The 26,810-nt window shown below is 75.4% G+C and carries 3 protein-coding genes and 1 pseudogene; all 4 read right to left on the reverse strand.

Annotation, left to right across the window (positions count from 1 at the left end; all coding sequences use genetic code 11):
- Nucleotides 1–2,543: type I polyketide synthase (locus tag ACIA6C_RS32905; protein WP_399281361.1), on the reverse strand; the 2,543-nt coding region annotated here is incomplete at its 3' end.
- 29 nt (nt 2,544–2,572) lie between these two features.
- Nucleotides 2,573–13,657: an SDR family NAD(P)-dependent oxidoreductase gene (locus ACIA6C_RS32910; RefSeq protein ID WP_399281362.1), complete on the reverse strand. Its 11,085-nt coding sequence runs from the start codon at nt 13,655–13,657 to the stop codon at nt 2,573–2,575.
- Between the two features lie 32 nt (nt 13,658–13,689).
- A pseudogene (locus ACIA6C_RS32915) lies at nt 13,690–19,482 on the reverse strand (SDR family NAD(P)-dependent oxidoreductase); the annotation flags it as partial.
- A gap of 86 nt (nt 19,483–19,568) precedes the next feature.
- Nucleotides 19,569–26,477 carry an SDR family NAD(P)-dependent oxidoreductase gene (locus ACIA6C_RS32920; RefSeq protein WP_399281363.1) on the reverse strand — a complete coding sequence of 2,303 codons (6,909 nt, stop codon included), beginning with the start codon at nt 26,475–26,477 and terminating at the stop codon, nt 19,569–19,571.
- Nucleotides 26,478–26,810 lie beyond the last annotated feature (333 nt).

Here is a 26,810-nt window from a genome sequence, read left to right on the forward strand (position 1 = left end):
GCGGCGGAGATGAGGAACCGCTCCAAACCGCCCTCATCACGACGCAGGGAACCACCCGCCAGGACATCGGCGGTCTCCTGGATCCCCATGGTCAGGACCGGGTGCGCACTGGATTCGACGAAGGTGGTGAAGCCCTTGGCGACCAGTGCGCGGACGGTCTCCTCGAACCGGACCGGCTGACGAAGATTCCGGTACCAGTAGGCGGCGTCGAGGGTCGTGGTGTCGGCGAGTTGGGCGGTGACGGTGGAGTAGAACGGGATGTCGGCCCGGCGCGGGGTGATGGGGCCGAGGACCTGGAGCAGTTCGGCTTCGATCCGCTCCACGTGCGCGGAGTGCGAGGCGTAGTCCACCGGCACCTGGCGGGCGCGGATGTCCTCGGCCTGCGCGGCGGCGACGAACTCCACGATGGCATCCGCGTCACCGGCGACGACGGTGCTGGACGGGCCGTTGACGGCGGCGATACCCAGCCGCCCAGCCCACCCCGCAAGCCGGGCCTCGACATCCGCCTGAGGCAGCGGAATGGAGGCCATACCGCCCAGACCCGCCAGCTCCCGACCGATCACGGCGGCACGAAGAGCCACCACCCGGGCCGCATCCTCCAACGACAACGCACCGGAGACGGCAGCCGCGGCTATCTCACCCTGCGAGTGACCCACCACCGCATCCGGCACCACACCCAGCGACCGCCACAACGCGGCCAGCGACACCATCACCGCCCACGTCACCGGCTGGACCACATCCACCCGCTCCAGCGAACGACCCTCCCGCACCACCTCCACCACATCGAAATCCACGAACGGCGCCAAAGCAGCAGCACACTCCCGCAACCGGTCGGCGAACACCGGCGAGACCTCCAACAGCCCCGCACCCATCCCCACCCACTGCGTCCCCTGCCCCGGGAACACCAACACCCGACGGCCCGTGGAACCTGCGACGCCTTCCACGACCGTCGGGCCGACCGTGACCTCGCGGTGTTCGAACACGGCACGCGCGCAGGCCAGGGTGTAGCCGATGTCGACCGGTCGCAGCGCGGGGTCGCGGTCCGGGAGGGCCGTCAGCGCGTCCTGCCGGGCGCGCAGTGCCGTCTTGGATCGTGCGGTCACGACACGCGGTACGACCGGCAGTTCCCGTACCGCCGTTTCCACGACCGGCTCGGCGGCCGGGGCCTGCTCCAGGATCACGTGCGCGTTGGTGCCGCTCACCCCGAACGACGACACACCCGCCCTGCGCGGACGCCCCACCTCCGGCCACGCCCGCTCCTCCGTCAGGAGGGAGACGGCTCCGGAGTCCCAGAGGATCCGTGAGGAGGGTGCGTCGATGTGCAGGGTCCTGGGCAGGGTGCCGTGCCTGAGCGCCATCACCATCTTGATGACGCCGGCGACGCCGGCGGCGGCCTGCGTGTGTCCGATGTTGGACTTGAGCGAGCCGAGCCACAGCGGCCGTTCGGGGCCGTGCGCGTTGCCGTAGGTGTCCATGAGGGCGTGGACCTCGATGGGGTCGCCCAGTTTGGTACCGGTGCCGTGCGCCTCGACGGCGTCGACGTCGGCGGCGGTGACCTGGGCGTCGGCGAGGGCCTGACGGATGACGCGCTGCTGCGCTGCGCCGCTGGGCGCGGTGAGGCCGTTGCTGGCGCCGTCCTGGTTGACGGCCGAGCCGCGCAGGACGGCGAGCACGCGGTGCCCCTTGCGTACGGCGTCGGAGAGGCGTTCCACGAGGACGATCCCGGCGCCTTCGCCGGGCCCGAAGCCGTCGGCGGCGTCGGCGAAGGCCTTGCACCGTCCGTCGGCGGACACGCCGCGCTGGCGGGAGAACTGCACGAAGACGGCGGGGGTGGACATGACGGTGACTCCGCCGGCCAGGGCGAGGTCGCATTCGCCGCGGCGCAGCGACTGGGCGGCCTGGTGGAGGGCGACGAGGGAGGAGGAGCAGGCCGTGTCGACGGTGACCGCGGGGCCTTCCAGGCCGAGGGTGTAGGCGATGCGGCCGGAGGTGAAGCTGACGACGCTGCCGGTGAGCAGGTCCCCTTCGAGCTGTGCGGAGGGCTCGTGGACGTGGGCGGTGTAGCCGCCGTCCCAGGCGCCGACGAAGACGCCGGTCCGGCTGCCGTGCAGGGAGCGGGGGTCGATTCCGCCGCGTTCCAGGGCCTCCCAGGACGTTTCCAGCAGCAGCCGCTGCTGGGGGTCCATCGCGACCGCCTCGCGGGGGGAGATGCCGAAGAAGGCGGGATCGAAGGCTCCGGCGGCGTTCAGGAAGCCGCCTTCGCGGCAGTAGGTGCGGCCGGCCGCGTCGGGGTCGGGGTCGTAGAGGCCGTCCACGTCCCAGCCGCGGTCGCCGGGGAAGGGGCCCACCGCGTCGGTGCCGGTGGACACCAGTTCCCAGAGGGCTTCCGGGGTGTCGACGCCGCCGGGGAGCCGGCAGGCCATGCCGACGATCGCGATGGGCTCGTGGGCGCGCGCCTGCAGTTCTTTGAGGCGTTCGCTGGTGCGGTGCAGTTCGGTCGTCGTCCGCTTGAGGTACTCGCGGAGCTTGTCTTCGTTCGCCATGTCTCGTCACCCCGTACGTGCTGTGCGGTTCAGAACCGCTCGTCGATGAATGCGAAGATCTCGTCGTCGTCGGCGTCCTCGATGGAGTCGGCGACGGAGGGGGCCCCGGAGTCCGTGCCGTCCGCCGGGCCGCCGGTGCCGGTGCCGGTGGCCGTCGTGGAGCCGAGTCCCTGCCACAGGCCGGTGAGGGCCGCCAGCCGGTTGGCGATCTCCCGGTGCGCCGTCTCGTCGGGGCCGGCTGCGCCGTCGGTCCGGCCGGACAGGGTCCCGAACAGGGCTTCCAGCCGGTCGAGTTCGGCCATGACGATGTCGGGCCGCGCCGCGGAGGCGGGCTCTCGGGCCGCCGGGTTCTCGTCCGGGGCGAGCGCCCGGCGCAGGTGCCCGGCGAGGGCGGCCGGCGTCGGGTGGTCGAAGACGAGGGTGGCGGCGAGGCGCAGTCCGGTGGCTGCGGCGAGCCGGTTGCGCATCTCGACGGCGGTGAGGGAGTCGAAGCCGAGTTCCTTGAAGGCGCGGTCGACGACGATGCCCTCCGGGCCGCCGTGGCCGAGTACGGCCGCCGCGTGGGTGCGTACGGCGTCGAGGAGCAGTTCCTCCTGCTCTTCGGCGGGCAGTCCGGTGATCCGGTCGGCGAGCGTCTCGGCGGGGGCCGCCGCGCGGTGGGTTCCGCCGCGGGCCCGGGTGTCGTCGCCGACCAGGTCGCGCAGGAAGGCGGGTACGGGCGCTGCGGCGCGCAGGGCCGCGTGGTTGAGCCTGATGGGCACTTGGAGGGGTGCGCCGGCCGCTTGGGCGGCGTCGAAGAGCGCGAGGCCTTCGGCGTCGGTGAGGGGCATGACGCCGCCGCGGGCGAGGCGTCGGTGCATGCCGCTCTGGTCGAGGTGTCCGGCCATCCGGCTGTTGCTCGACCACAGGCCCCAGGCGAGGGAGACGCCGGGCAGGCCCAGCGAGCGCCGGTAGCCGGCGAACGCGTCGAGGAAGGCGTTGGCGGCCGCGTACCCGCCCTGGCCGGGGCTGCCGAAGAGCGCGGAGGAGGACGAGTAGAGGACGAAGGCCGACAGGTCGAGGTCGCGGGTCAGTTCGTGCAGGTTGAGGACGGCGTCGACCTTGGGGTGCAGGACGGTGTCCAGGGCGCCCGGGGTGAGGGTGGGCAGGGTGCCGTCAAAGAGGACGCCCGCGGTGTGGACGACGCCGGTCAGCGGGTGGGCTCGGGGGATGTCGGCGAGCAGTGCGGCGAGCTGTTCGCGGTCGCCGGCGTCGCAGGCCCGTACGGTGACCTCGGCTCCGAGGGCGGTGAGTTCGGCGGTGAGGGCGGTCGCGCCGTCCGCGTCGGGTCCCTGGCGGCCGGCGAGTACGAGGTGGCGTACGCCGTGTCCGGTGACGAGGTGGCGGGCGACGGCGCTGCCGAGGGTGCCGGTGCCGCCGGTGATCAGGACCGTGCCGTGCGGCCCGAAGGAGGGCGGCATGGTGAGGACGAGCTTTCCGGTGTGGCGGGCCTGGCTGAGGGTGCGGAACGCCTCGCGGGCGTGCCGGACCTCGTGGACGGTCAGCGGCAGCGGGGTGAGGACGCCCGCGTCGAAGAGGGCGAGCAGTTCGCGGAGCATGTCGCCGACGGTGTCGGGGCCGGCCTGGACCAGGTCGAACGCCTGGTAGCGGGTGCCGGGGTGGTCGGCGGCGACGGTGTCCGGGTCGCGGACGTCGGCCTTGCCCAGTTCGAGGAAGTGGCCGCCGCGGGGCAGCAGCCGCAGGGAGGCGTCGACGTGTTCGCCGGCGAGGGAGTTGAGGACGATGTCGACGCCCCGGCCGCCGGTCGTGGCGAGGAACTCGTCGGCGAAGGCGGTGGTGCGGGAGTTGGCGATGGCCCGGTCGGTGAGGCCGAGGCCGCGCAGGGTGTCCCACTTGCCGGTGGAGGCGGTGGCGTACACGGTGAGGCCGTGGTGACGGGCCAGCTGGAGGGCGGCCATGCCGACGCCGCCGGCGGCGGCGTGGACGAGCAGGGACTGGCCGGGGGTGGCCCGGGCGAGGCGGGTCAGGGCGTACTGGGCGGTGAGGAACACGGCGGGGACGGAGGCCGCTTCGGCGTAGGTCCAGCCTGCCGGGATCGGCGCGACCATGCGGTGGTCGGCGACGGCGTAGGGTCCGAAGCCGCCCGTCCACATGCCGAGGACCCGGTCGCCGGGGGCGACGGAGGTGACGCCGGGGCCGGTTTCGGTGACGACGCCGGCGCCCTCGGCGCCCATGACGCCTTCGCCGGGGTACATGCCCAGCGCGATGAGGGTGTCGCGGAAGTTGACTCCTGCGGCGCGGACGGCGATGCGGACCTGGCCTTCCTCCAGGGGGGCCAGGGTGTCGGGGGCGGGGGCGAGGCGCAGGCCCTCCAGGGTGCCGGTGCCGCTGGTGGCGAGGCGCCAGGCGGGGGTCGCGGCGGGCGGTACGAGGAGGTCGCCGCGCTGGTCGCTGTCGGCGGCGCGGGCCAGGCGGGGGACGCGTACGGCGCCGCCGCGGACGGCGAGCTGCGGTTCGCCGCAGGCGAGGGCGGCGGTGAGGGCGGCGGCGTCCCAGGCGCCCGGGTCGAGGTCGAGGAGGGCGAAGCGGCCGGGCTCCTCCGACTGGGCGGAGCGGATCAGGCCCCACACGGTCGCGGCGGCCGGGTCGGCGGTGTCCTCGTCGGGGGTGGTGGAGACGGCGCCCCGGGTGAGGAGGGTGAGGGTGGTGCCGGCGAGCCGGTCCCCGGCGTCGAGCCAGGCCTGGGCGAGGTCCAGGGCCCGGTGGGCGACGGTGTGGGCGGTGCGCGCGTCGGGGCGGGGGTGGTGCGGGAAGGACACGGCGACGGTGTCGGGGGCCGGCCCGGTGGCGGTCGCGTCGAGCAGCGCGGGCAGGTCGGGGTACCAGTCGCAGGCGCCGCCGGTGGCTTCGAGGGCGGCGACGACCTTGGCGTGGTCCTCGCCGACGACGGCGACCCGGCGTACGGGGAGGGCGTCGGCGGCGGGCAGTTGCGGCCAGGTGACCTCGTACAGGGCGCCGCCGAGGCGGGCGCGGCCGCCGGTCGCGGCGAGCTGTTCGGGGGAGACGGTGCGCACGAGGAGTTCCGCGATGTCGAGTACGGGCCGGCCGGCTTCGTCGGTGCAGCTCAGCCGGACGGCTTCGGCGCTGACGGGGTGGATGGTGACGCGCAGCCGTCCGGCGCCTTCCGTGTGCAGGTGGACGCCGCGTACGGCGAACGGCATGCGGGCCTGGCCGTCGTCGGGGAAGAACGCGCCGAGGCTCATGGCCTGGAGGGCGGCGTCCAGGAGCGCGGGGTGGATGCCGTAGCCGGCGGACGTGTCGGCGGTGGGGTCGGGCAGGGCGACTTCGGCGTGGACGGCGGCGCCGTCGAGCCAGCCGTGGCGGTAGCCCCGGAAGTGGGGGCCGTAGTCGTAGCCGCGGGCGGTGAACTCCTCGTAGAAGGCTTCGGGTTCGCGTGCGGCGGGCCGGGCACCGGCGGGGGGCCAGGGCGCGGCGGGCGGCGCGGGGGGCTCTTCTGCGGCGGGGACGAGTACGGCTTCGGCGTGGCGGTGCCAGGGCGCCCCGGGGTCGGCGTCCGCCTCGCGGGAGTGGACGGTGAGGGTGCGCCGGCCGTCCTCGGCGGCGGCGCCGACCAGCAGCCGCAGTTCGACGGCGCCGTCGTCGGGCAGGACGACGGGCGCCTGGAGGATCAGCTCGTCCAGGCGGCCGCAGCCGGACTGACGGCCGGCCCACAGGGCGAGGTCGACGAGGGCCGCGCCGGGCAGCAGGACGGTGCCGAGCAGGGTGTGGTCGGCGAGCCACGCCTCGGTGTCGGCGCCGAGGCGGGCGGTGTAGACGACGGAGCCGGATTCGGGCAGTTCCACTCCCCCGCCGAGCAGGGGGTGGCCGGCTTCGCGCAGACCGATGGAAGCGGCGTCCCCGCGGCGGGCGGGCGCGCTGTACCAGTAGCGCTCGCGCTGGAAGGGGTAGGTGGGCAGGTCGACGCGGCGGGAGCCGGCGCCGAACAGGGCGTCGGCGTCGATCTCGACGCCTGCGACGTGGGCGGCGGCGAGGGCCGTACCGAACCAGCGGGCGCCTCCCTTGTCGCGGCGCAGGGTGCCGAGGACGCCGGCGCGGGTGCCGGTGTCGGCGACGGTCTCCTGGAGGGAGGCGGCGAGCATGGGGTGCGGGCTGGGTTCGAGGAAGGCCTCGTGGCCGTCGGCGAGGAGCGAGCGGGTGGCCTGCTCGAACTCGACGGGTTCGCGCATGTTGCGGTACCAGTACGCGCTGTCGAGGGCGGCGGTGTCGAGGAGGCCGCCGGTGACGGTGGAGTAGAACGGGATGTCGCCGCTGCGCGGGGCCACCGGTGCCAGGACCTCCAGGAGGTGCTCCTTGAGGGCGTCGACCTGCGCGGAGTGCCCGGCGGTGTCGACGCCGGGGATGGCCCGGGCGTGGACGCCTTCGGCGGTCAGCTCCTCCAGCAGCTCGTGCAGTGCCTGCGGTTCACCGGCGACGGCGGCGGTGCCGGGGCTGTTGACGGCGGCGATGGACAGCCGGTCGCCGAACCGCTCCAGGCGCGGGCGCAGCGCGTCCGGGCCCAGGGACACGGCGATCATGCCGCCCTTGCCGGCGAGGGTGAGCCAGGCCTGGCTGCGCAGGGCGACGATGCGCGCGGCGTCGTCCAGGCTCAGGCCCCCGGCGACGTACGCGGCGGCGATCTCGCCCTGGGAGTGGCCGACGACGGCCGACGGGTGGACGCCGACGGACCGCCAGGCGGCGGCCAGCGACACCATCATGGTGAACAGCACGGGCTGGACGACGTCGACGCGGCTGAGCGAGGGTGCGCCGGGGACCTGGCGCAGGACGTCCATGACGGACCAGTCGAGGTGGGCGGAGAGCGCCGTGTCGCAGGCGAGCGCGGTGTCGCGGAACGCCTGCGAGCGGTCGAGGAGCCCTTCGGCCATGGCGGGCCACTGGGAGCCCTGGCCGGGGAAGACGAACGCGATGCGGTCGCCGGGTGCGGCGGTGCCCTGGAGCACGGCGGGGTGCGGCCGGTCCTGGGCGAGGGAGGCCAGGGCGTCGAGGAGTTCCTCGCGGCTCTCGCCGACGACGGCGGCCCGCCGGTCGAAGCGGGAGCGGGCCGTCAGCAGGGTGTACCCGGCGTCGGCGGGGTGGAGCGCGGGGTTGTCGACGAGCTGCGTGCGCAGCCGGGCCGCCTGGGCGCGCAGCGCGGGCTCGGAGCGGGCGGACAGCAGCAGCGGGACGGTGACGTCCGCCCACGGGTCGCTCTGCCCGTCGGGGTCCGTCGCGGCGGGCGCGGCCGGGCGGGGTGCCTCCTCCAGGATGACGTGGGCGTTGGTGCCGCTGATGCCGAAGGCGGACACGGCGGCGCGGCGCGGGGTTTCGCGCTGCGGCCAGGGGAGGTCGTCGGTGAGCAGGGCCACCGCGCCGGAGGACCAGTCCACCCGGGGGGTGGGCTCGTCGACGTGCAGGGTGCGGGGCAGGGTGTCGCCGCGCAGCGCGAGCACCATCTTGATGACGCCCGCGACGCCGGCGGCGGCCTGGGTGTGGCCGATGTTGGACTTCACGGAGCCGAGCCACAGGGGGGCGTCGGCGGAGCGCCCTTCGCCGTAGGTGGCGAGGACGGCCTGCGCTTCGATGGGGTCGCCGAGTTCGGTGCCGGTGCCGTGGGCCTCGACGGCGTCGACGTCGTGCGGTTCGAGTCCCGCGTCGGCGAGGGCCTGGCGGATGACGCGCTGCTGGGAGGGGCCGTTGGGGGCGGTGAGGCCGTTGCTGGCGCCGTCCTGGTTGACCGCGGAGCCGCGGATGACGGCGAGGACGGGGTGTCCGTTGGCTTCGGCGTCGCTGAGCCGCTCCACGACCAGCATGCCGGCGCCTTCGCCGAGGGCCACGCCGTCGGCGGACGCCGCGAAGGCGCGGGAGCGGCCGGTGGGCGACATGACGCGCTGGCGGGAGAACTCGACCAGCATCTCGGGGGTGGACATGACGGTGGCGCCGCCGACGAGGGCCATCCCGCATTCGCCGCGCCGCAGGGACTGGACGGCGAGGTGCAGGGCGACCAGGGACGCCGAGCAGGCGGTGTCGACGGTCACGGCCGGGCCTTCGAGTCCGAAGACGTACGAGAGGCGCCCCGACATGACGCTGGCGGAGTTGCCGGTGCCGAGGTAGCCGTCGAAGTCCTCGTCGCCGTTCTGCAGGAGCGGCATGTAGTGCTGGCCGTTGGTGCCGACGAACACGCCGGTGCGGCTGCCGCGCAGCACGTCCGGGTCGATGCCGGCCCGTTCCAGGGCCTCCCAGGAGGTTTCCAGCAGGAGCCGCTGCTGGGGGTCCATGGCGAGGGCCTCGCGGGGGGAGATCCCGAAGAACTCGGGGTCGAAGTCGGGGGCCTCGTGCAGGAACCCGCCCTCGCGGACGTAGGTGCGGCCCTTCGCCTCGGGGTCGGGGTCGTAGAGGCCGTCGAGGTCCCAGCCGCGGTTGGCGGGGAAGGGGGTGATGGCGTCGCCGCCGTCGCGCACCAGCCGCCACAGTTCGTCGGGGGTGTTGATGCCGCCGGGGAAGCGGCAGGCCATGGCGACGACGGCTACGGGTTCGCCGTCGCCTGCGGCGGGGGCGGTGGTGAACGGGGCGGCCGCGGCGGGCTCGGGGTCGCCGCCGGCCGCCAGTTCGTGGAGGTGACGGGCGAGCGCCGCGCTGGTGGGGTGGTCGAAGACGAGGGAGGCGGGCAGGCTCAGCCCGGTGGCCTCGCGGAGCCGGTTGCGCAGTTCGACGGCGGTCACGGAGTTCACGCCGAGGTCCTTGAACGCCCGGTCGGGGGCGATGTCCTCCGGTGAGGTGTGGCCCAGGGCGGCGGCCACCTGTGAGCGCACCAGCCGCAGCAGTTCGCGTCGCTGCTCCTCGGCGGTCCTGCCCCGCAGGCTCGCCGTGATCTTGGTGTCGTCGGCGGCGCGGGCCGCGGCGGCTTCCCGTTCGGCCGCGCGCAGCGCCCGTACGGCGGGCAGTTCTTCGAGGAGCGCGGAGGGCCGGGCGGCGGTGTAGGCGGCGGCGAAGCGCTCCCAGTCGACGTCGGCGACGGCGAGACCGCTCTCGCTGCGGGCGAGGGCCGCGTCCAGGACGTCCAGGGCCCGCTCGGGGTCGAGGAAGGACAGGCCGGCGCCACGGATCCGGTCGGCGGCGGGCCCGGTGAGGGAGCCCCGCCAGGGGGTCCAGGCGACGGACGCGGCGGGCAGGCCGCTGCCGCGCAGTACGTCGGCGAGGGCGTCGAGGTGGGCCGTGCCGGCCGCGTAGCCGCCCTGGCCGGCGCCACCCCACACCCCGGCGACCGAGGAGAAGAGGACGAACGCGTCCGGCGCGGAGCCGCGCTCCCGCAGGATCCCCGCCAGGCGGGTGGCCAGGTCGGTCTTGGCGACGACGGCGGCCGCGAAGCCCTCCGTCGTGGTCCCGGTGAGGGTGGCGGGCGCGGCGGGCGGCGGGACGACGTACAGGGCCGAAGGCGCGTGCCGGGCGAGCAGTTCGCGCAGTTCCCGGTCCGAGGCGGGGTCACAGGGTGCGAGGGTGACGCGCGCCGTGAGGGAGCCGTCGAGTTCCTCCGGGAGGCCGTCGGCCGGTCCGGCGAGGACGACCCGGTCGGCGCCGGCGGCGAGCAGCCGGCCGGCCAGGGGGGCGGCGACGGCCGCGAGGTCACCGATGACGAGTACGGTGCCGCGTGCGGCGGTGGGCCCGGAGGGGCGGCCGGCGTCGGCCTGGACGAGGCGGCGCCCGTACGTGCCGGAGGGCCGCACGGCGACCTGGTCCTCGGTGCCCGGGGCGGCGAGGACGGCGGCGATCTGCTGCCAGGAGCGCGCGTCGGGCCGGGCGGGCAGGTCCAGGAGGCCGCCCCACAGGGCGGGCAGTTCGAGGGCGGCGACCCGTCCGAGGCCCCAGAGCTGGGCCTGCGCGGGGGACGGGGTCTCGGCGGGGGACACGGCGACCGAGCAGGACGTGGCGGCCCAGAGCCGGGCCGTGGTGCCGGCGTCGGCGGCGGCCTGGGTGAGGGTGAGGGTGGCTGCGACGCCGAGCGGCAGGGCCGGGTGCTCGGGGTGCGTGCCGTCGGCGAGGGCCAGCAGCGACAGGATCCCGGCGAACGGGGGGCCGTCCGGACGGTCGGCGGCTTCGGCGAGGCGGGCGCGCAGGAGGAACCGGTCGGCGTGGGCCGGGTCGAGGGTGAGCGTCTCCACGGTGGCGCCGAGGGCGGCCAGGGCCTCGCGGGCGGCGCCGGCGTGCTCGGCGGCGGCCGGGGAGTCGGGGGCGACGAGCAGCCAGCGCCCGTGCAGACGGGCGGCGGGGTCGCCGGTGCGCAGGCTCTTCCACTGGACGCGGTACGCGAGGGAGTCCCGGGGGGCGAGGGCCGCCGCCTCGGTGGCGGGGGCCGGGGGAAGCCAGTAGTGGGTGCGCTGGAAGGCGTAGGTGGGCAGGTCGACGGGCCTGGCGCCGGTGCCCTCGAAGAGGGCGGCCCAGTCGATGTCGACGCCGCGTACGAAGAGTTCGGCGGCCGAGGTCAGCACGCGCTCCAGGCCGCCGTCGTCGCGGCGCAGCGATCCGGCGGCGAGGACCTCGGCTCCGGTGGCCTCTGCGGTCTCCTGGATGCCCATGGTCAGGACGGGGTGCGCACTGGATTCGACGAAGGTGGTGAAGCCCTTGGCGACCAGTGCGCGGACGGTCTCCTCGAACCGGACCGGCTGACGGAGGTTGCGGTACCAGTAGGCGGCGTCGAGGGTCGTGGTGTCGGCGAGTTGGGCGGTGACGGTGGAGTAGAACGGGATGTCGGCCCGGCGCGGGGTGATGGGGCCGAGGACCTGGAGCAGTTCGGCTTCGATCCGCTCCACGTGCGCGGAGTGCGAGGCGTAGTCCACCGGCACCTGGCGGGCGCGGATGTCCTCGGCCTGCGCGGCGGCGACGAACTCCACGATGGCATCCGCGTCACCGGCGACGACGGTGCTGGACGGGCCGTTGACGGCGGCGATACCCAGCCGCCCAGCCCACCCCGCAAGCCGGGCCTCGACATCCACCTGAGGCAGCGGAATGGACGCCATACCGCCCAGACCCGCCAGCTCCCGACCGATCACCGCCGCACGAAGAGCCACCACCCGGGCCGCATCCTCCAACGAGAGCGCGCCGGAGACGGCGGCCGCGGCTATCTCGCCCTGCGAGTGACCCACCACCGCATCCGGCACCACACCGAGCGACTGCCACAGTGCGGCCAGTGACACCATCACCGCCCACGTCACCGGCTGGACCACATCCACCCGGTCCAGCGAACGGCCCTCCCGCACCACCTCCACCACATCGAAATCCACGAACGGCGCCAGAGCAGCAGCGCACTCCCGCAACCGGTCGGCGAACACCGGCGCGGACTCCAGCAGCCCCGCACCCATCCCCACCCACTGCGTCCCCTGCCCCGGAAACACCAGCACCTTGTGGCCCGAGGTGCCTGCGACGCCCTCCACGACCGTCGCTCCCAGCGCTACCGAGCGGTGTTCCAGCATGGAGCGGCCGGTCGCGAGGCTCTGGGCCACGTCGAGGGGGCGGAGGGCGGGGTTCTGCTCCAGGTGCGCGTTCAGGCGGGCGCTTTGGGCGCGCAGTGCGGTCTCGGTCTTGGCGGTGAGGACGAGGGGAACGACCGGCAGCTCACGCCCGGCGGACTCCACCACCGGCTCGACTACCGGGGCCTGCTCCAGGATCACGTGCGCGTTCGTCCCGCTCACCCCGAACGACGACACACCCGCCCTGCGCGGACGACCCACCTCCGGCCACGCCCGCTCCTCCGTCAGCAGGGAAACAGCACCCGCCTCCCAGTCCACCTGGGACGACGGCACATCCACATGCAACGTCCTCGGCAGCACCCCGTGCTCCAGCGCCATCACCATCTTGATGACCCCACCCACACCCGCAGCCGCCTGCGCATGCCCGATGTTCGACTTCAACGACCCCAACCACAACGGCTCACCCGACGGCCGCTGCCCATACGTCGCCAACAACGCCTGCGCCTCGATCGGATCCCCCAACCGGGTCCCCGTCCCATGCGCCTCCACCACATCCACATCAGCCACACCCAGACCGGCACTCTCCAACGCCGCCCGGATCACCCGCTGCTGCGACGGACCATTCGGCGCCGTCAACCCATTGCTCGCACCGTCCTGGTTCACCGCCGAACCCCGCACCACCGCCCACACCCGATGGCCCTTCGCCACCGCGTCCGACAGCCGCTCCACCAGCAGCATCCCCACACCCTCGGCCCAGCCCGTACCGTCAGCCGCATCCGAGAACGCCTTCACCCGACCATCACCCGCAAGCCCCCGCTGCTGCGAGAACTCCACGAAGGTGGAGGGCGTCGCCATGACGGTGACTCCGCCGGCGAGTGCGAGGTCGCACTCCCCCGTCCGCAGGGACTGGGCGGCGAGGTGCAGGGCGACGAGCGAGGAGGAGCAGGCCGTGTCGACGGTCACCGCCGGGCCCTCCAGGCCCAGGGCGAAGGAGATGCGGCCGGAGACCACGCTGCCGGAGGTACCGGTGCCGCCGTAGCCTCCGGCGTCGTCGCGTGCGGCGGGGCGGTCGGTGCCGTAGTCGTGGTACATGGCGCCGACGAAGACGCCGGCCCGGGAACCCCGCAACGACGAAGCCGGGATCCCCGCCCGCTCCAACACCTCCCACGACGTCTCCAACAGCAACCGCTGCTGCGGATCCATCGCCACCGCCTCACGCGGCGAAATACCGAAGAAGTCCGCATCGAACTCCCCCGCCTCATGCAGAAAACCACCCTCACGCACATACGTACGCCCCGGAACACCAGGCTCCGGATCAAACAGGGACTCCACGTCCCACCCACGGTCACCCGGGAACGGCGACACCGCATCCACACCCGACGACACCAGATCCCACAAAGCCTCCGGCGAACCCACCCCACCCGGGAACCGGCACGCCATCCCCACGATCGCCAGGGGTTCGGTGCTCCGCTCCTCGGCCTCGCGGAGGCGTGCTTGCGTCTCGTGCAGCTCGGTCATGGCCCGGCGGAGGTACTCGCGGAGCCTGGCCTCGTTGCCCGTGGTGGAGTCCTGGCTGGTGGCGTCGTGAGCGGACACGGCTCTCCCCTGGAGGTGTTCGGTGCAGGGCTTCAAATGGCGCGGAAGCCGCTGTCGAGCAGCTGGAACAGTTCGTCGTCGGAGGCGGAATGGAGCAGTTCGGTGACGGTGGCGCCGCCGGTACCGGCGGCTGAGTCGGTGCCGGTGCCGGTGCCGGTGCCGGTGGCAGCGGCCTCCGGCGGGGCGGTGGTGGCCGCCACGCCGAGCCCGGCCAGCAGGGCGGACAGCCGGTCGGCGACCTTCCGGCGGGCGTCGTCGTCCAGGTCGGCCCGGGCGGTCTCCTCGCCGAGCCGGCCGATGAGGGCGAGTACGGAGGCTTCCGCCCCGGGCAGTTCCCCGTCGATGTGCTCGGCGAGGGCCAGGGGCGTCGGGTGGTCGAAGACGAGGGTCGCCGTCAGCCGCAGACCGGTCTCGGCGCCGAGCCGGTTGCGCAGTTCGACGGCGGTGAGCGAGTCGAAGCCGGCTTCCCGGAAGCTTCGGTGGACGCCGACCTCGGCCGGGCCCGCGTGGCCCAGTACGGCCGCGACCTCGGTCCGTACGAGGTCCAGGACGAGCGCGGAGCGTTCGGCCCGGGGCAGACCGGCGACCCGGTCCGCGAGCATCGCCCGGGGCTGTTCCGCCCGGCCGTCCCCGGCGGGGGACGTGCCTCGGACCGCCCCCGCCGCGCGGCGGCTCGCCGGCTCGGCGAGCGGGCGCAGGAGCGGCGGCAGGGCGTCGCGGGCGGCGGCGGGGTCGATGCGCAGGGGCAGCAGGACGGCGTCCTCGCGGGCGCATGCGGCGTCGAACAGGTCAAGGGCCTCGGCTTGAGGCAGGGCGGCGATGCCGCTGCGGCGCAGTCGGGCCGCGTCGGTCCCGCCGAGGGTGCCTGCCATGCCGGCGCCCGCCCAGGGGCCCCAGGCGAGGGATACGGCGGGCAGTCCTCGGCCGCGGCGCCAGGAGGCGAACGCGTCGAGGTAGGCGTTGGCGGCCGCGTAGCTGGACTGTCCGGCGCTGCCGAGGTGTCCGGCGGCCGACGAGAACAGGACGAACGCGTCGAGTTCCAGGCCCCGGGTCAGGTCGTGGAGGGCGAGGGCCGCGTCGGCCTTGGGCCGCAGAACGGCTTCGAGGCGCGCGGGATCCTGCGCGGTGAGCAGGCCGTCGTCGAGGACGCCGGCCGTGTGGACGACCGCGGTGAGTGGGTGGTCGGCGGGGATCCGTGCGAGGAGCGCCGCGAGGGCGGTGCGGTCGGCGCTGTCGCAGGCGGCGATTTCCACGGTGTGGGCGCCGGCTTCGGTGAGCGCGGCGGCCAGCGCGGGAGCGCCGGGGGCGTCCGGGCCGCGCCGGCTGGTCAGCAGCAGGTGGCGTACGCCGTGTTCGGTGACCAGTCGGCGGGCCACCGCGGAGCCGAGGCCGCCGGTACCGCCGGTGATGAGGACGGTGCCGTCGGGGTTCCAGGCGGCGGCGCCGGGCGCGGTGGTGACGCGTTCGGCGCCGACGGTGTGCGGCATGCCGGCGCGTACGGCGATCTGGTCGGCGCCGTCCCCGCGGGTGAGGGCGGCGGGCAGGGCCGCGTACGACGCGGGCTGCTCGTCGGTGTCCACGAGGGCGAACAGGCCGGGGTGTTCGGTCTGGGCCGAGCGGATCAGACCCCAGGCGACGGCGGCGGCGGGGTCGGTGACGGGCTGTCCGGGGTCGGTGGTGACGGCCTGGTGGGTGAGGACCGTCAGCCGGGATCCGGCCGGGCGGTCCGCGGCGAGCCACTGCCGGGCGAGGGCGAGGACGCGGCGGCCCACGGTCTGCGGGCCGTATCCGCCGTCTCCGCGGTCCCCACCGTCTTCGCGGTCCCCACCGTCTCCGCCGTCTTCACCGCGCAGGTCGGCCACGGCGTGGACGGGTCCCGCCGGTACGTCGGCGAAGGGCGCGTCGGGATCGGTCCCGGTCCGGACGTCCGCTCCGGCGGCGGTCAGGGCCTCGGCCAGCGCCGGGGCAGGGTCGCCGAGGAGCAGCCACGCGGTCCCGGCGGGCTGTCCGGGGTCGGCGGGCAGCGGGGTCCAGGTGGGCCGCAGCAGCGGCGCGGAACCGGTGCCGGCAGCGGCGGCGGCGATCCGGTCGGCGCGGACCGGGCGCAGGGCCAGGGACGCGGCGGCGAAGACGGGCCGGCCCTCGGGATCGGCGGCGCTCACGGCGTAGGCGTCGGGCCCGGCCGGGGTGATCCGCACCCGCAGCGCGTCGGCGTCGTGGGCGTGGAGGGCGGCTCGGGTCCAGGAGAACGGAACGAGTCCGTGGGCGTCGGGCCGGGTGGCGGTGACGGCGTGCAGGGCGGAGTCCAGGAGGGCGGGGTGCAGGCCGTAGCCGGTGGCTCCGGCGCTCTCCTCGGGGCGCAGGGCGGCGTACGCGAAGACCTCGTCGCCCTTTCGCCAGGCGGCCCGCAGGCCCTGGAACGCGGGGCCGTAGCCGATGCTGGCGGCGGCGAACCGCTCGTACTCGCCCTCGACGGCGACGGGTTCGGCGCCCTCGGGCGGCCAGACCCCGGTGAGCCCGGCGAAGGCGTCGTCCGGGGCCTCGGCCGGGCCGGGGGCGGTGCGGCCGGCGGCGTGCGGGGTCCAGTCGTCGGCGGCGGCGCCGGCACCGCGGTCGGTACCGGCCGCGGCGGAGTGGATCCGCAGGGGGCGCGTCCCGTCGGCGTGGGCGGCCCCGAGGTGGAGGCGCAGCCGTACGGGTGCCTCGTCGGGCAGCACGAGCGGGCTGTCGAAGGTGAGTTCCGCGAGCCGGTCCCCGGTGGTGGAGGCGGCCGTCAGGGCGAGTTCCAGGAGGGCCGTGCCGGGGACGACGACGCGTCCGGCGACGGTGTGCCCGGCGAGCCAGGGGTGGGTGCGGGTGGACAGGGTGGCCGTCCACACCGTGCCCTGGCCGTCGGGGAGTTCGACGCGGGCGGCGAGCAGCGGGTGTCCGGCGGCGTCGACCCCTGCGGCGGCCAGGCCGTCCGCGGGGGCGGGGGCGGGGGCGTCGAGCCAGTACCGGGAGCGCTGGAAGGCGTAGGTCGGCAGCTGTGCGGTGAGGTCCCCGTCTGCGGCGGGGCGGGGGGCGGGGGCGGTCTGGGCGCCGAGTCCGTGGACGTGCGCGGCGGCCATGGCCTCGGCGAAGGCCCGCGCCTCTGGCTTGCGGCGGCGCTGCACGGCGATCGTGGCCACGGGCGCGGCGTCGCGCTCGACGCCGAGGCCGTGGTCGTGGTCGTGGTCGAGGTCGAGGATCGTGCGGGTCATCGCCGTGAGGACCGCGTCGGGGCCCAGTTCGAGGAAGCTGTCGATGCCTTCGGCGCGCAGGGCGCGGACGCCGTCGAGGAAGCGCACCGGACGGCGCGCGTGGCGGACCCAGTGGTCCGCGGTGCGCAGGTCCTCGCCGGTGGCGAGCCGTCCGGTCAGGTTCGACATGACAGGAATCTTGGGCGGGTGGTATTCGAGACCGCGAGCGATCGTTTCGAACTGTGTCAACATGCCGTCCATGTGCGGGGAGTGGAAGGCGTGGCTGACGGTCAGCCGCTTCGCGACGCGGCCGCGGCTCTTCCAGTGGTCGACCAGTTCCGCCACGTCCTGCTCGTCGCCCGCGACCACGACGGCGGCCGGACCGTTCACCGCGGCGAGGTCGATCCGCGCCTCCCGGCCCGTGAGCTGCGGCCGTACCTCCTCCTCGCCCGCCTGGAGCGCGGCCATCCCCCCGCCCCCGGGCAGTTCGCCCATCAGCCGGCCCCGGGCCGCGACCAGCCGGGCGGCGTCCGGCAGGGAGAACACCCCGGCCGCGTAGGCGGCGGTGATCTCGCCGACCGAATGGCCCGCGACGGCGTCGGGGCGGACACCCCGTGAGGTGACGAGCGCGTGGAGGGCCGCTTCGAGGGCGAACAGGGCGGGCTGGGTGTACTCGGTGCGGTCCAGCAGCTCGGCGTCCGGCGTGCCGGGTGCGGCGAACATGACCGTGCGCAGGGGGCGTTCCAGGTGCGGGTCGAAGGCGGCGCACAGCTCGTCGAGGGCGGTCGCGAAGACCGGCTCGGCGGCGTACAGCTCACGGCCCATTCCGGGGCGCTGGCTGCCCTGGCCCGTGAAGAGGAAGGCGGTGCGGCGGCTGCCGGCGGTGGCCCGGCCGGTCACCACCAGGCGCGGGTCCGGGCGGGCATCGGCGGCGAGGGACTCCAGGCCGCGCAGCAGGGTCCCGGTGTCCTCGCCGAGGACGACGGCGCGCTCGGGGAAGGCGGTGCGCCGGTGGGCGAGTACGGAGGCCACCGCGGCGGGGTCCGCGGGCCGGGCGGCCAGGTGGTCGGCGAGCCGCCGGGCCTGGGCGCGCAGGGCGCGCACGTCCCGGGCGGAGAGCGCCCAGGCGGTGGTGCCGGGCGCGGGCTCGGACTGCGCGCCGGGGGCTCCGGCTTCCACGGGGGCCGCCGCTTCCGCGGGGGCTCCGCCTTCCGCGGGGGCCGCCGCTGCGGCTCCGTCGGGCTGCTCGGCGGCTTCGAGGATGACGTGGGCGTTCGTGCCGCTGGCGCCGAACGCGGAGACCCCGGCCCGGCGGGAGCCGTCGGCGCGCCGGGGCCAGGGGGTGTTCTCAGTGAGCAGCGTGACCGCGCCGGCCGTCCAGTCGATCTGCCGGGACGGCTCCTCGGCGTGCAGGGTCTTGGGCAGGACGCCGTGGCGCAGGGCCAGGACCGTCTTGATGACCCCGGCCACCCCGGCGGCGGCCTGGGCGTGCCCGATGTTGGACTTGAGGGAGCCGAGCAGCAGGGGCGCTCCGGCCGGGCGGGCCTGGCCGTACGTGGCGAGCAGGGCGTGCGCCTCGATGGGGTCGCCGAGGCTGGTGCCGGTGCCGTGCGCCTCGACGGCGTCGACCTGGTCGGCGGTGAGTCCCGCGTTCCCCAGGGCGGCGCGGATGACGCGCTGCTGGGCGGCCCCGTTGGGGGCGGTGAGGCCGGCGCCGGTGCCGTCCTGGTTGACGGCGGAGCCGCGGAGGACGGCCAGTACGGTACGGCCTTCGCGGCGGGCGTCGGACAGCCGCTGGAGCAGCAGCATCCCGGCGCCCTCGCCGAAGCCGGTGCCGTCGGCCGAGTCGGAGAAGGCCTTGCAGCGGCCGTCGGCGGCGAGCCCGCGCTGACGGGAGAAGTCGATGAACATGGTGGGTGTGGACAGCACGGTCGCTCCGCCGGCGAGCGCCAGATCGCATTCGCCGGCCCGCAGGGCCTGCGCGGCGAGGTGCAGGGCGACGAGCGAGGAGGAGCAGGCGGTGTCGACGGTGACGGCCGGTCCGCGCAGGCCGAAGGTGTAGGAGACGCGGCCGGAGGCGACGCTGCCCGCGCTGCCGTTGACGAGGTAGCCCTCCAGGCCTTCGGGGATGCGGGCGCCGGGGGTGTGCGGGACGCGGGAGCCGTAGTCGTCGTACATGACGCCGGCGTAGACACCGGTGCGGCTGTCGCGGACGTCGTCCCGGGTGAGGCCGGCGCGTTCGAAGGCTTCCCAGGCGGTCTCCAGCAGCAGCCGCTGCTGCGGGTCCATGGCGAGCGCCTCGCGGGGGGAGATGCCGAAGAACTCCGGGTCGAAGTCGGCGCAGTCGTAGAGGAAGCCGCCTTCCCGGGCGTAGCTGGTGCCGGGGGCCCCGGGGTCGGGGTCGTAGAGCGCGTCGAGGTCCCAGCCGCGGTCGCCGGGCAGCCCGGAGATCGCGTCGGTGCCCGACTCCAGGAGCTCCCAGAGGGCTTCGGGGGTGCGGACCCCGCCGGGGAGGCGGCAGCTCATGGAGACGATCGCGATGGGTTCGCGGGCGGCCTCCTCTACGGTCCGCAGCCGTTCGCGGGTGCCGACGAGTTCGGCGGTGACCCGCTTGAGGTAGTCCCTGATCTTCGCCGAGTTGTCGGCGGAGGCGGGGGCGGGGGTGTCGGCGTCGGAGATGGGGGTGCCCGTCACAGCTGCTCCTCGATGAAGGCGAAAAGTTCGTCGTCGTCGGCCGAGTCCAGGCGCGCTCCGGCGGCGGCCTGGTACTGGTCCGCGGTGGCGGCGGGACCTGCGGGGAGGCCGCCGACGGCGGCGACGAGCGCGCCGAGCCGCCGCCGGAGGGTCTCGCGGCGGATGTCGTCCCCGGCCATGGCCGCCACGGCCGCCTCCAGGGCGTCGAGCCCGGCCAGGGCCGCTTCGCCCGCCTCCTTGCCGCCGTCGGCCGCGGCGCGCAGTTCCGCGTCGATGTGCTCGGCGGTGGCCTGGGCGGTGGGGTGGTCGAACACGACCGCGGCGGCCAGCCGCAGTCCGGTGGCGGCGTTCAGCCGGTTGCGCAGTTCGACGGCGGTCAGCGAGTCGAAGCCGATCTCGCGGAAGGCGCGGGCGGGTTCGACCGCGTCGGGGCCGGTGAAGCCGAGTACGGCGGCGACCTCCGTCCGTACCAGGGCGAGCAGTTCCCGGCCGCGGGCGGCGGCGTCGAGTCCGGCGAGGCGCCGGGCCAGTGCCTGCACCGCGCCGCCCGTGCCGCCGTCGCCGCCCGGGCCGGCCGGGCCGGCGGGCGGTGCCGTGGCGGCTGCGCGCGGCGTCCCGGCGGCGGCGGGGACCAGAGCCCGCAGCAGGGCCGGTACGGCGTCGGGCCCGTGGGCGGCCCGCTCGCGGCGCAGGGCGGGGACGTCCAGGCGCAGCGGTACGAGAAGGGCGTCGGGGGCGGCGAGGGCCCGGTCGAAGAGGGCGAGGCCCTGCGCGTTGTCCATGGGGGCGATTCCGGAGCGCCGCATGCGGCGCAGGTCGGTGTCGGAGAGGTGCCCGGTCATTCCGCTGGCCTCGCCCCACAGTCCCCAGGCGAGGGATACGGCGGGCAGCCCGGCGGCCCGGCGGTGCTGGGCCAGGGCGTCCACGAAGGTGTTCGCGGCGGCGTAGTTGGCCTGCCCGGGGCGGCCGAGGAGTCCGGCGGCGCCGGAGAACAGCACGAACGCGGACAGCGGCAGGTGGGCGGTGAGTTCGTGCAGGTGCAGGGCGGCGTCCGCCTTGGGCCGCAGTACGGTGTCCAGCCGCTGCGGGGTGAGGGTGGTGACGGCGCCGTCGTCGAGGACGCCCGCGGCGTGGATCACCGCGGTCAGCGGGTGTGCGGCGGGAACGCCCGAGAGCAGCGCCGCCAGCGCGGACCGGTCGCCCGTGTCGAGGGCGTGGACCTCCGCCCGGGCGCCGAGCGCCGTCAGTTCCGCTTCGAGCGCGGCGGCCCCTTCGGCGGCGGGTCCGCTGCGGCTGACGAGCAGCAGGCGCCGGGCACCGTACGCGGTCACGAGGTGGCGGGCGACGAGCCGGCCGAGCGTGCCGGTGGCGCCGGTGACGAGGACGGTCCCCTCGGGGTCGAACGGCCGCGCGGCCCCGGCGGTCACCACTTCGGCGCGGCCCAGGGACGGCGCGTACACCTGCCCGTCGCGCAGGGCGAGCTGCGGCTCCCCGGTGGCGAGAGCGCCGGCCAGTGCCACCGCCGATGAGCGGGTGCCGTCCGTGTCCACGAGGGTGAACCGGTCCGGGTGCTCGCTCTGCGCGGACCGTACGAGGCCCCACAGCGCGGCGGCCTCGAGTCCGGCCGGGGACTCCCCCACCGTGGCGGCGACGGCCCGTTCGGTCAGCACGACCAGCCGGGTCGCGGCGAGCCGCTCGTCCTGATCGAGCCACTCCTGCACCAGGGCCAGGCCCCGCGCGGTGAGTTCGCGCACCTCATCGGGCGCGGGCACGACGGCCGCACCGGCGGCGGCCCCGGCCGGGGCCGGGAAGCTGACGACGACGGCGTCCGGGGCGGGGGCGCCCGCGTCCAGGGAGGCCGTCAGCGCCGCCAGGTCGCGGTGGGCGGCTTCCGGTCCCCCGATGCCCAGCGGGTCCGGGCCGACCACGGCGGTACGGACGGCCGGCTCCCGGCCGACGGCGGCGGGCCGCCAGTCGACCCGGTACAGGGGCAGGTCCGTGTCGGCCGCACCGAGCAGCGCGTCCAGTCGTTCCCGGGGGACGGGCCGCATCACCAGCGCGTCGAGCGTCAGCACGGGCGCGCCGGTCAGGTCGACGGCCTCCAGCGAGACGGCGCCCTCACCGCTCCGCGCGAGGCGCACGCGCAGCGCGTCGGCACCGGCCGCATGCAGGGTCGCACCCTGCCAGGCGAACGGGAGCAGTACGGAATCGGCGGGCACGTCGAGGAGGTCACCGGCCAGCCAGGGCTGGAGCGCGGCGTCCAGGAGTGCCGGGTGCACACCGAAGTGGGCGGCGTCGGCCCGGGCGCGGTCGGGGAGGCGGACTTCGGCGAAGACCTCGTCGGGGCGCCGCCACAGCGAGTCGACTCCGGCGAAGACCTCCCCGTACTCGTAACCGAGTTCGGCGAACCGTGCGTAGACCTCCTCCGGCTCCACGCGCTCGGCGCCGGCCGGCGGCCAGGCCTCCGCCACGGCCCAAGCGGCCGGGACCGGTGCCCCGGCCGGGATGACGGGGGCGGCCTCGGCGGGGCGGAGCACACCGTCGGCGTGCCGCGTCCACTCGGCGTCGTCGTCCTCGGGGCGGGAGTGCAGGGTCACCCGGCGGCGCCCGTTCTCGTCGGGGGCCCCGACCCGCACCTGGATGCGGACGCCGCCCCGGCCCGGAAGGACCAGCGGGGCTTCGAGGCCGAGTTCCTCCAGTCCGGCCGCACCGGTGGCGGCGGCCGCGTGCAGAGCGAGCTCGGCGAAGGCGGTGCCGGGGAGCAGGGTCCGGCCGGAGACGGCGTGGTCGGCGGTCCACGGCTGCTCGGCGCGCGAGACGCGCCCGGCGAACAGCAACTCCCCGCTCGCGGCGAGCGACAGGGCGCCGCCCAGCAGCGGGTGGGTCTCCCAGTCCATCCCGAACCGCGCGGCGGCGGCGTCACCGACCCCGGCGGGGGAAGTCGGGGCCCAGAAGTGGGTGCGCTGGAAGGCGTACGTCGGCAGGTCGGTCAGGCGGGCGCCGGTGCCGTCGAAGAGGGCGGCCCAGTCGATGTCGACGCCGCGTACGAAGAGCTCGGCGGCGGAGGTCAGCACGCGCTCCAGGCCGCCGTCGTCGCGGCGCAGCGACCCGACGGCGAGGACGTCGACGCCCGCCGCCTCCGCGGTCTCCTGGATCCCCATGGTCAGCACCGGATGGGCGCTGGACTCGATGAACGTCCCGAAGCCGTCGGAAACCAGTGCGCGGACGGTCTCCTCGAACCGGACCGGCTGACGCAGGTTGCGGTACCAGTAGGCGGCGTCGAGGGTCGTGGTGTCGGCGAGTTGGGCGGTGACGGTGGAGTAGAACGGGATGTCGGCCCGGCGCGGGGTGATGGGGCCGAGGACCTGGAGGAGTTCGGCTTCGATCTGCTCGACGTGCGCGGAGTGCGAGGCGTAATCCACCGGCACCTGGCGGGCCCGGATGTCCTCGGCCTGCGCGGCGGCGACGAACTCCACGATGGCATCCGCGTCACCGGCGACGACGGTGCTGGACGGGCCGTTGACGGCGGCGATACCCAGCCGCCCAGCCCATCCTTCAAGCCGGGCCTCGACATCCGCCTGAGGCAGCGGAATCGAGGCCATACCGCCCAGCCCGGCCAGCTCCCGACCGATCACGGCGGCACGAAGAGCCACCACCCGGGCCGCATCCTCCAACGACAACGCACCGGAGACGGCAGCCGCGGCTATCTCACCCTGCGAGTGACCCACCACCGCGTCCGGCACCACACCCAGCGACCGCCACAGTGCGGCCAGCGACACCATCACCGCCCACGTCACCGGCTGGACCACATCCACCCGCTCCAGCGAACGCCCCTCCCGCACCACCTCCACCACATCGAAATCCACGTAGGGCGCCAGAGCATCAGCGCACTCCCGCAACCGGTCGGCGAACACCGGCGCGGACTCCAGCAGCCCCGCACCCATCCCCACCCACTGCGTCCCCTGCCCCGGGAACACCAACACCCGACGGCCACCCGGCACGGCCACCCCGTCGACCGTCGTGTCACCGAGGACCACCCGCCGGTGCTCGAACACCGACCGGCCGGTGGCGAGGGTGAACCCGGCGTCGAGCAGCCGTACGTCCTCGCGCTCCAGGCGCCGGCGCAGCCGTTCGGCCTGCTCGTGCAGACCGGCGGCCGTCCTCGAAGACACCACGAGCGGTACGACCGGCAGCTCGCGCACCACCGCTTCGGCCGGCGCTTCGGGGACCGCGCCGGCGGCGGGTTCGGCGGCCGGGGCCTGCTCCAGGATCACGTGGGCGTTGGTCCCGCTGACGCCGAACGCCGAGACGCCCGCGCGCCGGGGCCGGTCGCCCTCGGGCCACTTCCTGGTCTCGGTGAGCAGCGACACGGTGCCCGCGCTCCAGTCCACCTTCGAGGACGGCGCGTCGACGTGCAGGGTCTTCGGCAGTATGCCGTGCCTGAGCGCCATCACCATCTTGATGACGCCGCCCACGCCCGCGGCCGCCTGCGGGTGGCCGATGTTGGACTTGAGCGAGCCGAGCCACAGGGGCCGTTCGGCGGCGCGCCGCCCATAGGTCGCGAGCAGGGCCTGCGCCTCGATGGGGTCACCCAGCCGGGTGCCCGTACCGTGGGCCTCCACGACGTCGACGTCCTCCGCCCCGAGACCGGCGTTGGCCAGTGCCTGGGCGATGACGCGTTCCTGGGAGGGGCCGTTGGGGGCGGTGAGGCCGTTGCTGGCGCCGTCCTGGTTGACGGCGTCGCCGCGGAGGACGGCGAGCACGGGGTGCCCGTTGCGCCGGGCGTCCGAGAGCCGCTCCACGAGGAGCATGCCGGCGCCTTCGGCCCAGCTCGTGCCGTCGGCCGCGTCGGCGAAGGCCTTGCTGCGGCCGTCGGCGGCGAGGCCGCGCTGGCGGGAGAACTCCACGAAGAGACCGGGCGCCGCCATGACGGTGACACCTCCGGCCAGGGCGAGGTCGCACTCACCGGCCCTGACGGCCTGGGCGGCCAGGTGCAGGGCAACCAGCGAGGAGGAGCAGGCCGTGTCGACGGAGAGGGAGGGGCCTTCCAGTCCCAGTACGTAGGAGATCCGGCCGGACACGACGCTCGCGGACTTTCCGGTGAGCAAGTGTCCCTCGTGTTCCTCCGAGGCCTCGTGGAGCCTGGAGGCGTACTCCTGGTGGGTGAGGCCCGCGTAGACGCCGGTGCGGGTCCCGCGCAGGGAGCGGGGGTCGATGCCGGCCCGTTCGAGGGCCTCCCAGGAGGTTTCCAGCAGGAGCCGCTGCTGCGGGTCCATGACCAGGGCCTCGCGGGGCGAGATCCCGAAGAAGTCGGCGTCGAACTCGGCGGCCTCGTGCAGGAAGCCGCCTTCGCGGACGTACGTCGTGCCGCGTCGGCCCGCCTCGGGGTCGGGTTCGTAGACGTCGTCCAGGTTCCAGCCGCGGTCCACCGGCGCGGCCCCGATCACGTCCCGCTCGTCCATGACCAGGTCCCACAGCGCTTCGGGACTGTCGGCGCCGCCGGGGAAGCGGCAGGCCATGCCGACGATGACGACGGGGTCGTCGCCGTCGCCGCCGGAAGCGGCGGTGGCAGCGGCCGGGGGAGCCGCGAGCGGAGCGGCCGCGGCGTCGGCGCCGAGGAGGGTGCCGAGCAGGTGGGCGGCGAGTACGGACGGGTTGGGACGGTCGAAGACGATGGTGGCGGGCAGGTTGAGCCCGGTGGCCCGGGTCAGGCGGTTGCGCAGTTCGAGGGCGGTGAGGGAGTCGAACCCGGCGTCCTTGAAGGCCCGGTCGGGCCGGACGGCGTCGGTGCCGGGGTGCCGCAGGACGGCGGCGGCCTCGGTACGGACCAGTTCCACGAGGACGCGGCTGCGTTCGGCCTGCGGGAGCCCGGCGAGCCGCCGGGCCAGTCCGTCGGCGGGTCCGGCGGCGGATTCCTCGGTGGTCCGCCGGCGCTCCTCCTCCAGGGCGCGCCGGGCCTCGGGCACGGTGTCGAAGAGGTGGCCGGGGCGAAGGGCGGCGGTGCGGGGGGCGAACTCCGACCAGTCGACGTCGACCACGGTGACGCAGACGTCCCCTTGGTCGAGGGCCCGGTGCAGGGCTTCGACGCCTTCCCCGGGGTCCATCGCCTTGATGCCGCGGCGTCCCAAGCTCTCCTCCCCCGCGCCTTCGGCCATGCCGGGCCCGCCCCACAGGCCCCAGGCGACGGAGGTCGCGGGCAGGCCTTCGGCGCGCCGGTGCTCGGCGAGGACGTCGAGCGAGGCGTTGGCGGCGGCGTAGGCGGCCTGGCCGCCGTTGCCCCAGGTGCCGGTGATGGAGGAGAAGAGGACGAACGCGTCGAGTGCGAGGCCCCGCGCGCGGGTGAGTTCGTGCAGGTGGCGGGCCGCGTCGGCCTTGGGGGCGGCGATCTCGCGGAAGCTGTCGCCGGAGATCGTGCCGATCACCCCGTCGTTGAGCACGCCGGCGGTGTGGAAGACGGCGGTCGGCGGGTGGGCGGCCAGCAGCGCGTCGAGCGCGGCGCGGTCGGAGACGTCGCAGGCGGCGAGGGTCACGCCGGCGCCCAGGCCGCGCAGTTCGGCGGCCAGTTCGAGGGCCCCGGGCGCATCGGGGCCGCGCCGGCTGGTGAGGACGAGGTGCTCGGCGCCGTTGCGTACGAGCCAGCGCGCGACGTGAGCGCCGAGCGCGCCGGTGCCGCCGGTGACCAGGACGGTGCCGCGGGCGCGCCAGCGGCCGCCGTCCGCTGCGGCGGCCACGGCAGTGGCGGCCGCAGCGGCGGCACGGCTGATGCGGCGCCCGTACGTCCCGGAGGCGCGGACGGCCACCTGGTCCTCGCCGTCGGTACGGGCGAGGGCCGCGGCCAGCCGGTCCCACGCGCGGGCGTCGGGCCGGGCGGGGAGGTCGACGACACCGCCCCAGAGGGCGGGCAGTTCGAGGGCGGCGACCCGGGCGAAGGCCCACACCTGGGCGCCGATGTCGGCCGGGAGCTCACCGGGGGACACGGCCACCGCGTCGCGCGTCAGGGCCCAGACGCGGGCGGAGGCGGGGGCGGCGTCCTGAGCGGCCTGGACGACCGCGAGGGTCGCGGGGAGCGCCTCGGGTGTAGGAAGGAGGGAGACGAGGGAGAGGATTCCGGTGAGGGGGTCGTCGCCGTCGCCGGTCAGGTGTGCGGCGAGTGCGGTGCGGGTGGTGGTGGCCGGGTCGACGGCCAGGCGCTCGGTGCGGGCACCGTGACGGGTCAGCGCCGCCTCGGCCGCTTCGAC

The sequence above is a fragment of the Streptomyces sp. NPDC051578 genome, assembly GCF_044454045.1.
In the GTDB taxonomy this organism is placed as follows: Bacteria; Actinomycetota; Actinomycetes; order Streptomycetales; family Streptomycetaceae; genus Streptomyces.